Below are 12,005 nucleotides of genomic sequence, written 5' to 3' on the forward strand. Positions count from 1 at the left end.
AGATCGAGCGCGCGATGGTCGAGCGGCAGACGTAACCCCACCCCTATGGTTTCGCGATGTCCGGGTCCGACAGAAGCTGATTGAGGTCGCGGCCTGCACCGATGATCCGCCATATCGTCACCCGGTCGAAGTCGACCTGATAGGCGATGACCACGGTCCGCTCGAAAGAGAGAAGCCGAAGACCCTCGGCGATATCGGGTCTCGATCTCCCTCGATAGGGAAACATAGTGAGATTCTCGCATTGCCGCCGGATGCGCAGGACAAAGGCCCGGGCCCGATCGGGGCTGTCGCGCGCGATATACGCGTCGATCGCCTCGAGGTCTTCTGCCGCCAGAGGGTGGAAGAAGACGTCAAACGCCACCGGCTCTGGTCCGGTCGGCATGCTTGCGGTCGAGCCGGGCGAACACCTCCGAGGCCGGGATCAACGGGCGGGGATCGTTCAAGGCCGCCCCGACGGATCGCCGCAGGAGACCATCGAGATCTGCCTTCTCCCGTTCCAGCGCAAGCAAGGCTGCGCGCAGGACGTCGCTGGCAGAGGCATATTCCCCGGTCGCCAGAAGTTCATCGACGCGTTTCTGCTCGTCCCCGAGATCGATCGTCAGCGGTGGCATCCAGCGCTCCTCTTCAGAGGCCGGAGGCTAGCAGGAAAGACCGCGCCCTAGAAGTCCAGCTCGGCATAGTGCGCCACCGGCGGGATGCCGCGGATGCGCTCGGTGAGGAGGGGGCGGAAGGAGGGGCGCGACTTGACGCGCATGTACCATTCCTTGGCCAGCGGCTCCTTCTCCCAGGCGATCTCGCCGAGATAGTCGAGGATCGAGAAGGAGGCGGCGGCGGCGAGGTCGGCATAGGAGAGTTTCGGGCCGGACAGCCAGTTGCGGCTCTCCGCCAGCCAGCCGACATAGCGCATGTGGTGCTTGAGGTTGGCGCGGGCGGCGCGGATCGCGGAAGCATCGGGCGAGCCGCCGCCCTCCTCGGGCCGCATCTCCAGCTTGAACACGCGCTCGCGCACGAGATAGCGCGTCACCTCGCCGTCGAGCTTGATCAGGAACCACTCGGTCAGCCGGCGGATTTCGGCGCGCTCCAGCGCCTTTTCGGCGAGCAGCCGCTTCTCGCGCTGGAAGGCGCCACGGGTCTCGTCGAGATATTCGGCGATCACCATGCCGCCGACGATCGGCGCGCCGGAATCCTCGGACAGGATCGGCAGCGTGCCGGCCGGGTTTAGCGCGAGAAACTCGCGGCGGCGCTCCCAGGGGCGTTCGTCGACGAATTCGGCCCGCTCGCCGTATTCGCCGAGCACGAGCCTGACAAAGCGCGACGCCGCCGACATGGGATGATGATGGAGCCTCAGCATGGGTGCGCGATGGGTCCTTTCGTGGGAAACGGGGCCTGCGAAGGATCGCCGGTTCGAGGCCGGTCCGCCGGGCGCTGCGGGACGGCCAAAACTGAAACTCTCATTAAAAGGTCAAGGAAAGGAAAACTACCTTTCCGAAACCCATCGACCTTGCGCGACCCTGTCGGCACCGATCGTCCCAGCCGGCTACGGTGCCTCTGACCGAAGCCTGGCGTGACGACATCCTCAGCGTGGACCGCGCCCTCAACGCCGGACATAGCAGGTCGATCCCAATCAGCAAGGCCTGCGAACCATCCGGCCCAATGTCGATCGGTGCCACGCGTCCGTCCGATACCGCTTCATTTTTCCGACACAGCCCGAAGGCAGAGATGGTTAAGGCTTTTCCGATAGCAGGAAGACGGCCGCCCGCGTCGGGGATATACGACCGCGCGGAGCGCCGAACGCGCAGCCGGACTGCAGGGGAACTTTCATGGACATCGGCTCCGCCGCCACCGCCACCTTTCTCGGGTTTCTCGAGGGACTGACAGAGTTCATCCCGGTCTCGTCGACCGGGCACATCCTCCTTGCCGGTCATTTCCTCGGCTTCCATTCCAAGGCCGGCACGTTCGAGGTGCTGATCCAGCTCGGCGCGGTGCTGGCGGTGCTCTCGGTCTACTTCGCCAAGCTCTGGCAACTCGTCACAACCTTGCCGACGAGCGCCGAAAGCCGTCGGTTCATCGGCGGCGTACTCCTCGCCTTCCTGCCGGCGGCGGTCATCGGCATGATCGCGCACGACTTCATCAAGTCGGTGCTGTTCGAATCGCCGATGACGATCTGCGTCGCGCTTCTCGTCGGCGGCATCGCGCTCCTCTTCATCGACCGCCTCGCGCCGAAGCCGCGCTATACCGACATCATGCAGTTCACACCGGGGCTCTGCCTGAAGATCGGCTTCTTCCAGTGCCTCGCCATGATCCCCGGCACCTCGCGCTCGGGCGCCACGATCGCCGGCGCGCTGCTGCTGGGCACCGACAAGCGCTCGGCGGCGGAGTTCTCCTTCTTCCTCGCCATGCCGACCATGGCCGGCGCCTTCGCGCTCGACCTCTGGAAGAACCGCAACGTGCTGTCGGCCGACGACATCTCGCTGATCGCCATCGGCTTCGTCGTCTCCTTCATCACCGCGCTGTTCGTGGTGAAGTACCTCCTCGACTTCGTCTCCAAGCACGGTTTTGCGCCCTTTGCCTGGTGGCGTATCGCGCTCGGCAGTGTCGGGATCGTGGCGCTGATGGTCTGGGGGTAGGGCGCTCCGCCCGTCATGCAAAAGGCCGCCCCGATGGCTCGGGAGCGGCCTTTTTTTGTTGGGTGCGAATGGCGCTGGTGCTGCTGGGAATGTCCACCGGACTGTATGTGTGTGACGGTTTGGAATGGATCCCGGATCAAGTCCGGGATGACGAAGCTGCAAAGCTTTCGCCTGCTGATCAATCGAAAAAGCGTTTCAGAACTGGAATGTCTACTCGGCGTTCGTCATCCCGGACTTGATCCGGGATCCATTCCAAGCCGCCAAAACAAGTGGGGTCCGGTAGACCTTGGCCTTCCCCGCACAAAAAAACCCAACCCTTACGCCGCTTCTTCCTCGCGCTTCAGCCCGCCCGCCTGCGGCTCGGGCGTGGTGAACTGGCCCTGGGGGCGGAAGCGGATGAGGTAGGTGGGCAGGATCGACTGGATCGGCTGCGGCTTGATGCCGAAGGCGGCGAGCGTGCGGTGTTCGGCGATCGCGGCGTCCGAGACAACGTTGTCATGCTTCAGCTGGTCGACCTGGTCGGGCGTCAGCGGCGCGCCGGGCAGGTACTGCATCACCCGCGCCATCTGGCCGGCGGCGCCGAAGGGGATGTTCACCAGCCGGCGCTTGCGCTGCACGACGGTCAGCATCGCCTCCATCATCGCCTTGAAGGTGAGGATGTCGGGACCGCCAAGTTCGTAGACCTTGCCGCCCTCGATCGTGCCGTCGACCGTTGCCGCGACAGCTTCGGCGACATCGTTGACGTAAACCGGCTGGAAGCGCGTCAGCCCGCCGCCGATCAGCGGCAGGAAGGGCGAGAGCCGCGCCATGTCGGCGAAGCGGTTGAAGAACTGGTCCTCGGCGCCGAAGACGATGGAGGGGCGCAGGATCGTCGCCCCCGGCACGATCTCCAGCACCGAGCGCTCGCCTTCGCCCTTGGTGCGGGCATAGCCCGAGGTCGCGGCCGGGTCGGCGCCGATCGCCGACATCTGCGTCAGCCCGGCGCCGGCGCCGCGCGCGGCTTCCGCCACCGCACGGGCGCCGAACGACTGCAGCGCGTCGAAGGTCTGGCGGCCGGATTCGGCGAGCACGCCGACGAGGTTGACGACGTGGTCGGCACCCTCGACCGCGCGATCGATCGACCAGCGGTAGCGCAGGTTCGCCTGGATCGGCATGACCTGGCCCATATTGCCCGCGGTCTGCAGGTGGTAGGCGAGGTCCGGCCGGCGCGACGCGACGCGGATGCGGTGGCCGCGCTTGGCCAAGGCCCGCACGACATAGCGGCCGAGAAAGCCCGAGCCACCGAAAACCGTGACCGTCTTTTCCGTATCGATCGTCATGCCGCTCTCCGTCCTCGCCGGCGTCCCGGCACCGATGTCCGGCGCCGAATGGGGTTGGCGCGTCATACCGCGGAACGGTTGCAAGGTGAAGCACCAAGGCTGTCGCACCCTTGCCGACGCCATCAACACTGCGACAGCGGGGACGACAGCGAAATCCGCGTTGACAGCCCGCAAACGAGACTCTAAAGCTCCCGGCAAGTGCCCAGGTGGCGGAATTGGTAGACGCGCACGGTTCAGGTCCGTGTGCCGCAAGGTGTGAAGGTTCGAGTCCTTTCCTGGGCACCAATCCATTCCCGATCGTGATCGAGGTTCCCGCAACGCGGGCAGACACCTCGAAGACGTCGGAATGGTCCCGCTAGACAACCATCAGAGATATTTCATCGGACGATGACGCCCCGCTTTCAGCGGCGGCGCTTCTTTGGCGTGCCGTACCTCGTCCCGCTTTAGTTTTGCCACTTCGAGACTTGGTCGTCTGAGCGTGATCTACCCGTTCGCCAGCCGAGGCCGGCAGGTCATCACCTGACGCTTCGGCAACATTTTGCGCACTTCTCCGTTGCTACAGACGAAACAGCAACGGAGTGCCTCATGCGCAAGACCCTCATCGCCGCCACGCTCGCCAGCTTCACGCTCATCCCCGCCGCGTTCGCGCAGCAGACGATCGTCGTGCAGCAGCCGCCGGCCGCCATCGTGACCGAGCAGCCGGCGACGACGACGATCGTCACAGAGCAGCCCGCGCGCCGCGTCATCGAGGTGCCCGCGCAGGTGCGCACCTACGTCACGCAGCAGAGCCGCCCCTCCGTCGTGCTGGAAGGCCCCGTGGTCGTCGGCCAGGCCCTGCCGGACACCGTGGAGTACCAGGTTATCCCCGACGCCGATGGCTATGCCTATACGGTCGTCAACGACCAGAAGGTGCTGATCGACCCGAAGACCCGCAGCGTGATCGAAGTCTACGACTGATTGTCGGCCAGTCGTCGGCGATCCGTTGACGATGGATCACTGGAAATCAGCGATCTCAGAATGAAAAAAGCCGAGGCAGCATCCGCTGTCTCGGCTTTTTCGTGTCCGGTAAGAGGTGAGATCAGAACGGCTTGACGATCACCAGGATGACGATCAGCACCAAGAGCACCGTCGGCACCTCGTTGACCACCCGCCAGTGCCTGGCGCTCTTGAGATTGGCGTCGCGGGCGAACTTCTTGGTCGCGGCCGAGAGGTAGCCGTGCAGGCCGGACATTGCGAGCACCAGCGCGATCTTGGCGTGCAGCCAGCCGCCCTGGAAGGCGAAGGTCGAGTAGGCGAGCCAGAGGCCAGCGGCCCAGGTGATCAGCATGGCCGGGGTCATGATCGCCTTGAGGAGCCGGCGCTCCATCACCTTGAACGTCTCCGACTGCGGCGTGCCCGGTCCCGCTTCCGCGTGGTAGACGAAGAGCCGTGGCAGATAGAGCATGCCCGCCATCCAGGCGATGACGGCGATGACGTGCAGCGCCTTGATCCAGATATCGAAGTCCATGCTCAATCCTAGCGGTTTCGAACGCGGGCGATCAACGCCTCGACGTGGGCGATCGGCGTCTCCGGCGTGATGCCATGGCCGAGGTTGAAGATGAGGGGCCCGTGCCCGAGCGTTGCCATGATCCGGTCGACACCTTCCTCGAGCGCCGTCCCGCCCGCGACGAGCCGCAGCGGATCGAGATTGCCCTGCACGGCGCCAGCCTGCTGCAGCTCGGCGCCGAACGACAGCGGCACCGACCAGTCGAGCCCGACGCCGTTGACGCCGGTCTTCTCACGGTAGTTCTTCAAGAGCGGCCCCGCGCCCTTGGCAAAGCCGATGATCTTCGCACCGGGAATGGCGGCGCGGACCTTGTCGACGATCGCCTTGGTGGGCGCCACCGAATAGGCCTCGAACTGCGCCTCGTCGAGCACGCCCGCCCAGGAGTCGAAGATCTGCACGCAGTCGGCGCCGGCCTGCAGCTGGCGGATCAGATACTCGGCCGACATGTCGGCGAGCATCCAGATCAGTTCCTTCATCGCCTCGGGGTGCTGGTAGGAGAACATCCGCGCCGGCGCCTGGTCCGGCGTGCCGTGCCCGGCGATCATGTAGGTCGCCACCGTCCAGGGCGCCCCGCAGAAGCCGATCAGCGTCGTCTCGTCCGGCAGTTCCTTGCGCAGCCGCGCCACCGTCGCGATCACCGGAGCGAGATGCGTTTCGGCGCGGCTCGGATCGAGGTTGCGGATTTCCTGCGGCAGGATCGGCGTCAGTTTCGGACCTTCACCGGCGACGAAGTGGAGACCGCGGTCCAGGGCATCCGGAATGACCAGAATGTCGGAGAACAGGATCGCCGCATCGAAGCCGAAGCGGCGGATCGGCTGCAGCGTGACCTCGGTGGCGAAGTCCGGATTGTAGCAAAGGTCGAGGAAGCCACCGGCCTGCTGACGCAGGGCGCGGTACTCCGGCAGATAGCGTCCGGCCTGACGCATCAGCCAGATCGGGGGCGGCAGGCCGGTCTCGCCGTCCAGCACGCGGAGCAGTCGGCGATCAGCCATCTTGTCCCTCTTTCTAAGAGTAATTTCGATTGAGAAATCTCTTTTAGTTCTATGAGTCGGTGGATAGCCGGAATCCACAGAGCGGAGAAGATGGACGCAAGGTCGGCAAAGTCCATGCCTTGCCGTCAGCCGTCAGGCCGTGCCCGGGATAATTCCGGGACTGGTGCCGATTTGTCGATCAGAAAGAGAGGCTTGCGGCGCCGAACCGCTCGCGCCGGGCTGTGGACCGCGAGTGGACGAGCGAAAAGCAGACGATTTATCCCCGGAGTTCACAAGCCCGCTTCCACAGCCGTACCCCTGCATGGAATTGTGGATGAAACCGGACTTGTTCACGCCCTGCCGGCGCGCGCCGAAAGCGCCCGGGATAAACCCACCGTCATCAACAGGGGGCCGAGAATCGCGGGGGCAAAGAGGCGCACCTCTTGCGCTTCTCTGGCGAATCGAGTCGCGGGATGAAACCCGGCCCTTTCCGACATCCGCATTTGACCCGAAGAATCTGAATAAAACTTTAAGGAAACCGCCATGCCGATCATTCTCGCCTCCGGCAGTCCGCACCGCCGCCTCATGCTGGAAAACGCCGGCATCGCCTTTGCCGTCGAGGCTTCGACGCTGGACGAGCGGGCGCTGGAGGCGCCGCTGGCCGCAAGCGGCGCCGGGCCCGAGGATGTCGCTGTCGTGCTGGCGGAGGCGAAGGCAGTGGACGTGTCCGGCCGGAACCCCGGCGCGCTGGTGATCGGCGCCGACCAGACGCTGTCGCTCGGCGACCGCGTCTTCCACAAGCCGGCGGACATGGAAGCGGCGCGGCGAACGCTGCTGGCGCTGTCGGGTGAGACGCACCGCCTGAACAGCGCGGTGGTGCTGGCCAAGGACGGCGTCGTGCTCTGGCGGCATGTCGGCGTCGCCGAGATGACGATGCGCGCCGTCGATCCCGGCTTCATCGGCCGCCATCTCGCCCATGTCGGCGACCGCGCCCTCGGCAGCGTCGGCGCCTATCAGATCGAGGGGGAGGGGATCCAACTGATGGAGCGGATCGACGGCGACCTCTTCACCATCATCGGCCTGCCCCTGCTGCCGCTGCTCGCCGAGCTGCGGGCGCGGGGGGCGATCGACGGGTAGGGGGAAGGGAGCGCGGGCGTGCCGGGATCGGAGGGCAGGAGCGTTCAGAAGTTCGTCATGCTCGCGCACCGCGCGGGGATCCATGCCGGGGCGGGAGGATAACGTCTTCGGTCGGCGCGGCTCGAACCATTCTGTGCCCGGAGCAGCCGGTGATAAGGAGAGGCATGGGTCTCCGCGCGGTGCGCGAGGATGACGATCTCTGAGGTTTCAGCCTGCGAGTGCTGCTGATGTCACTGACCGCCAGAGGTATTCCGCAGAGATCGAAGCGGCATTTTCAGAAGGGGCAGGCGTAAACAAAAACGCCGCGCCGGGGTTTCCGGCACGGCGTCAGGCATCACGCTTCATCTGGCCAGGCGCAAACGCCGCGCCAGAAACGTCAGTCTCAGTTCGCCAGCTTGTCGGCAAACAGCGCGAGGGCCTTCTGGTAGACGCCGGCGCGGTTCCAGTCGGCGAAGACGGCGTTGTTCGGCTCGCCGGGATTGTAGCCGGCGCCGGCCTGCCAGCCGTGACCCTTCAGGAAGTTGGCGGTCGAGGCGAGGACGTCGGCCTTGGAGCGGATGAGGTCGGAATGGCCGTTGCCGTCGCCGTCGACGGCGTAGCGCAGGTAGTTCTTGGCCAGGAACTGGGTCTGGCCGATCTCGCCGGCCCAGGCGCCGACCATCTGGCTCGCCTGCATGTCGCCGCGCTCGACGATGCCGAGCGCTGCCAGCAGCTCCTCGGTGAAGAAGTCCGAGCGGCGGCAGTCGTAGGAGAGCGTCGCCAGCGAGCGGAAGACGTTCATGTTGCCGGAATTGGCGCCGAAGCCGGTTTCCATGCCCCAGATCGCGACCAGCACTTCCTTCTGCACGCCGTAGCGCTTCTCGATGGAGTTGAGCATGCCGGCATTGTCGCGGATGATCTTCTTGCCCTTGTTGACGAAGGAGGCTGGCGCGCGGCGGGCCATGAACTCGTCGAGCGAGAGCTTGAAGCTCTTCTGGTTGCGGTCGAGGCCGATGACCTTCTTGTCGTAGCTGACATTGCCGAGCGCCGACTGGATGGTGCCCTCGGAAATGCCGGCCTGGCGCGCCTCTCCCTTGAACTCTTCGAGCCAGGCGGGAAAGCCGTTCGCATTGTTGCCGCAGGTGGCGGCGAGCGCCGGTGCGGACGCGATGCCGACGAGGGCAATGCCGGCGAGCGCCAGAGCGCGGGCGGCCTGTCCGATGATCTTCATGAATTGTTCCTCGTTCTGACGCCGCGGAGCCGGGCCCGCCTCGGTCTGGTTTGATCGGCCGCGGCCTGGCCGCAGCTGTCGGTTTGCATCCTGCGGGTTCCCTAACCCATTGCGATGCTTCTGCGAAGGGCAAGAGACTGCGAAGCACCCGGGATAGTCTTCACAGGACATGCGCTCACGGCGTCGTGTAGAGAAAATCCAGGCGGACACCGAAACGACATCTGCGGCATCTGGCTTAAAGCCGGGTTACCAGCGCGATAACGAAGGCGAAATGCGTCGCCTGGTGCGCGCTCTGGTCGAGCCCGAAAGCCCACCAGAACTGCGGCCTGTCGAAGGCGAGGCCGCGTGTCGAGAGCGCCTTGATCCGGTCGATGGCGGCGTGCACGGCAAGGTCCACCAGCGCCAGCCAGGCGAGGGCCGGAACGGTGGCCAGCGCGATCGCGAGCGTTCCCAGAGCGTGCACGGCGGCATGGGCGGCGAGCGGCTTGTGCCAGCCGGCGGCAGCGCCCTTGCCCCGCACCATCCAGGCCGTCTGCAGCAGGTAGTCGCAGAGAAAATGCTTGGCCATGAAGCCGGCATAGACGAGGCAAAGCGAGGCAAGCGAAATCTGCACGTGACGGACCCGTGCCGCAGAGGCACGGCAGATGAAGCATCTAGACAAAACACTAACGTTGCATTGCGCCCGCGCATGTCGCATCGCTGCTTCATCTCTCCGATGGCGACGCCCGCAATGTCCAGCTCTCCGCTCGAAACTCCCAGCCCTTTCGCGCCAGTCCTCGGCGCCCCCAGTGCACCTGCTGCTCCCAGCGCCCCCGACACTATGAGCGCGCCCGGCGTCCTCGGCGTTCCCGGCGACCCCGCGGTGTCCGTCGCGCCCGTTCAGCCGGCGCCTGCTGTCGCGCCGGCCACCCGCACGGGCCTTGGCATCCTCCTGATGCTCCTCGCCATGCTCGCCTTCTCGCTCAACGACACCATGGGCAAGTGGCTGGTTGCCACCTACACCGTCGGGCAGGTCATGCTCCTGCGCAGCGTCGCCGCGCTCGTCGTGCTCGCGCCGATGATCTGGCGGATCGGGCCGCGCCGGATCCTCGCCGTCGACCTGCCGCGGCTGCAGCTGCTGCGCGTCGTGCTCTCGACCTTCGAGGCCTTCTGCTTCTATGCCGCCGTCGCCTCGCTGCCGCTTGCCGACGTGATGACCTACTGGCTGGCCGCGCCGATCTACGTCGCCGCGCTGTCGCCGCTGATGCTCGGCGAAAAAGTCGGTTGGCGGCGCTGGACGGCGATCGCGGTCGGCTTTGCCGGCGTCATCGTCGCGCTCGAGCCCTCGGCCGCGAGCCTGACGCTTCCGGCGCTGATCTCGGTCGTCGGCAGCTTCGTCTTCGGCCTCACCATCATCCTCGGCCGGCAGCTGCGCGGCACGCCGGATACGGTGTTGGTCACCTGGCACTTCGGCGCCTCGTTCCTCGCGGGTCTTGCCACCGTCCCCTTCGCCTGGGTGACGCCGACCCCGCTCGATTTCGGCTTGCTCAGCCTCCTCGGCGTCGTCGCCATGCTCGCCCATGTCGCGATGAACCGCTCGCTGAAGCTTGCCGACGCCTCGCTGGTGGCGCCGCTGCAGTACACGCTGCTGTTCTGGGCGCTGATCTTCGGCTTCGTCTTCTTCGGCGAGACCCCGCGGACCACCATGCTGGTCGGCGCCGCCATCATCGTCGCCTCTGGGCTGTTCATCGTGTTTCGCGAGCGCCAGCTCGGCAAGCCGGCGGTGCGGCCGGTGGATCCGCACTAGCCTCGGCAGAACCGCCTGCTTTCGGCGCTCCGCAAGCGGCGCGGGAATAGCGCCAGCTACCGCCATTCACCTGCGCCGCCACGCCGCTGACAGCGGTCCGCCGCCGGCGTACATCCGGTTGACCCTCCGAAAAATATAAAATATTCTTTTGCGGTGCTGGCCGTTTGGCGTTGCCCCTCTCTCGGGAGGGTGCCCTAAAACGCCGGCGCAGACGGCGCGTGCGGAGGAGAGGCCGGCACGCGACGCGACGTCGATACCCCGCCCATCCATCGGTGGCAGCGGGTGGGCCAAAGAGCCCGACATCCTGGGGAGGATTTCTGCATGACCACCAAATTGACGTCGTCGCTGCTGGCGGCGGCAGCGTTCACCGTTCTCGCCGGCGCGTCCGCCGCCCTGGCGCAGAGCTCGGACAAGACCTTCGCGCTGTCCAACAACTATGCCGGCAATTCCTGGCGCCAGGCGATGATCAAGAGCTGGGAAGACGGCACCAAGGCCGCCGTTGCCGCCGGCGCCGCCAAGTCCGCCGACGCCTTCACCACCGGCGAGAACTCGCCGACCGAGCAGGCCGCGCAGGTGCAGAACCTGATCCTGCAGGGCTACAACGCCATCGTCCTCAACGCCGCCTCGCCGAGCGCCCTCAACGGCGCGGTGAAGGAAGCCTGCGACGCCGGCATCACCGTCGTCTCGTTCGACGGCGTCGTCTCCGAGCCTTGCGCCTGGCGCGTCGCGGTCGACTTCAAGAAAATGGGCGTCGACCAGATCGACTATCTCGCCAAGCGCTATCCGAACGGCGGCAACCTCCTCGAAATCCGTGGCCTCGCCGGCACCTCGGTCGACGACCAGATCCATGCGGGCCTCGCCGAGGGCGTGAAGAACCACCCGAACTTCAAGATCGTCCGCGAAGTCCAGGGCGACTGGACGCAGACCGTCGCGCAGAAGTCGGTGGCGAGCGTCTTGCCGAGCCTGCCGGAGATCATCGGCGTCGTCACCCAGGGCGGCGACGGTTTCGGCGCGGCGCAGGCCTTCGAGGCCGCCGGCAAGCCGCTGCCGACGATCATCATGGGCAACCGCGAGGACGAACTGCGCTGGTGGAAGCAGCAGAAGGACAAGAACGGCTACGAAACGTTTTCGCAGTCGATCGCGCCCGGCGTTTCCACCCTCGGCTTCTGGGTCGCCGAGCAGATCCTCGCCGGCAAGGACGTGCCGAAGGACCTCGTCGTCCCGACGCTGCGCATCGACCAGGACAACCTCGAGGCCGGCCTCGAGAAGACCCCGGCCGGCGGCGTGACCAACCAGGAATACACGCAGGAGCAGGCGATCGCGGTGATCGCCGGGAAGTAACGGGCGTCGGCCGGTCGGCCTGCCACCCTCTCGGCCAACACGGCGAGGTGCAGGGGTGACGCTGCCTT

General features: G+C 65.9%; 13 protein-coding genes and 1 tRNA gene. 6 read left to right on the plus strand and 8 right to left on the minus strand.

All coding sequences use genetic code 11. From position 1 onward, the window contains the following. Window positions 1-43 precede the first annotated feature (43 nt). Genes ACZLZY_RS23025 through ACZLZY_RS23035 form a run of 3 tightly spaced genes read right to left on the minus strand, consistent with a single transcriptional unit; the run spans window position 44 to window position 1,351 of the window. Window positions 44-361, minus strand: coding sequence for a type II toxin-antitoxin system RelE/ParE family toxin (locus ACZLZY_RS23025; protein WP_472936402.1), 318 nt, complete (start codon window positions 359-361; stop codon window positions 44-46). Further along, window positions 351-611, minus strand: coding sequence for a ribbon-helix-helix domain-containing protein (locus ACZLZY_RS23030; protein WP_472936403.1), 261 nt, complete (start codon window positions 609-611; stop codon window positions 351-353). The genes ACZLZY_RS23025 and ACZLZY_RS23030 overlap by 11 nt, the downstream gene beginning before the upstream one ends. Window positions 612-658: 47 nt before the next feature. After that, a complete protein-coding gene (locus ACZLZY_RS23035; protein WP_472936404.1) occupies window positions 659-1,351 on the minus strand; it encodes a glutathione S-transferase family protein in 693 nt (230 codons plus the stop codon). Window positions 1,352-1,820: 469 nt separating this feature from the next. Here ACZLZY_RS23035 and ACZLZY_RS23040 point away from each other — a divergent pair, with 469 nt between their 5' ends. Further along, window positions 1,821-2,627, plus strand: a complete 807-nt coding sequence (locus tag ACZLZY_RS23040; RefSeq protein ID WP_472936405.1) for an undecaprenyl-diphosphate phosphatase — start codon at window positions 1,821-1,823, stop codon at window positions 2,625-2,627. Between the two features lie 317 nt (window positions 2,628-2,944). Here ACZLZY_RS23040 and ACZLZY_RS23045 read toward each other — a convergent pair whose 3' ends face one another. Further along, window positions 2,945-3,946 carry a complex I NDUFA9 subunit family protein gene (locus tag ACZLZY_RS23045; protein WP_472936406.1) on the minus strand — a complete coding sequence of 334 codons (1,002 nt, stop codon included), beginning with the start codon at window positions 3,944-3,946 and terminating at the stop codon, window positions 2,945-2,947. Window positions 3,947-4,146: 200 nt separating this feature from the next. Between ACZLZY_RS23045 and ACZLZY_RS23050 the strand changes: the two genes are divergently transcribed. After that, window positions 4,147-4,231, plus strand: a tRNA-Leu gene (locus ACZLZY_RS23050). 300 nt (window positions 4,232-4,531) lie between these two features. Beyond that, complete coding sequence (locus ACZLZY_RS23055; protein WP_472936407.1) at window positions 4,532-4,903, plus strand: DUF1236 domain-containing protein; 372 nt, start codon at window positions 4,532-4,534, stop codon at window positions 4,901-4,903. A gap of 121 nt (window positions 4,904-5,024) precedes the next feature. On the opposite strand, the gene hemJ is transcribed toward ACZLZY_RS23055, so the two are convergent. Continuing rightward, window positions 5,025-5,453, minus strand: a complete 429-nt coding sequence (gene hemJ, locus ACZLZY_RS23060; protein WP_472936408.1) for a protoporphyrinogen oxidase HemJ — start codon at window positions 5,451-5,453, stop codon at window positions 5,025-5,027. A gap of 8 nt (window positions 5,454-5,461) precedes the next feature. Further along, window positions 5,462-6,484, minus strand: coding sequence for a uroporphyrinogen decarboxylase (gene hemE, locus ACZLZY_RS23065; protein WP_472936409.1), 1,023 nt, complete (start codon window positions 6,482-6,484; stop codon window positions 5,462-5,464). 522 nt (window positions 6,485-7,006) lie between these two features. Here hemE and ACZLZY_RS23070 point away from each other — a divergent pair. Further along, a complete protein-coding gene (locus tag ACZLZY_RS23070) occupies window positions 7,007-7,600 on the plus strand; it encodes a Maf-like protein (RefSeq protein WP_472936410.1) in 594 nt (197 codons plus the stop codon). Between the two features lie 382 nt (window positions 7,601-7,982). On the opposite strand, the gene ACZLZY_RS23075 is transcribed toward ACZLZY_RS23070, so the two are convergent. Both ACZLZY_RS23075 and ACZLZY_RS23080 read right to left on the minus strand, forming a co-directional pair. Then, window positions 7,983-8,810, minus strand: a complete 828-nt coding sequence (locus ACZLZY_RS23075) for a lytic murein transglycosylase (protein ID WP_472936411.1) — start codon at window positions 8,808-8,810, stop codon at window positions 7,983-7,985. Between the two features lie 235 nt (window positions 8,811-9,045). Further along, window positions 9,046-9,423 (minus strand): DUF3307 domain-containing protein, encoded by a 378-nt coding sequence (locus ACZLZY_RS23080; RefSeq protein WP_472936412.1) that lies wholly within the window; start codon window positions 9,421-9,423, stop codon window positions 9,046-9,048. 207 nt (window positions 9,424-9,630) lie between these two features. On the opposite strand from ACZLZY_RS23080, the gene ACZLZY_RS23085 reads away from it, so the two are divergent. Together ACZLZY_RS23085 and ACZLZY_RS23090 are read left to right on the plus strand one after the other, a co-directional pair. Next, entirely contained in the window at window positions 9,631-10,596 is a 966-nt protein-coding gene (locus ACZLZY_RS23085) for a DMT family transporter (protein WP_472936413.1), read from the plus strand. Window positions 10,597-10,917: 321 nt separating this feature from the next. Beyond that, entirely contained in the window at window positions 10,918-11,937 is a 1,020-nt protein-coding gene (locus tag ACZLZY_RS23090; RefSeq protein WP_472936414.1) for an ABC transporter substrate-binding protein, read from the plus strand. Window positions 11,938-12,005: the final 68 nt, after the last annotated feature.

This window comes from Mesocryomonas lacus (assembly GCF_055730135.2).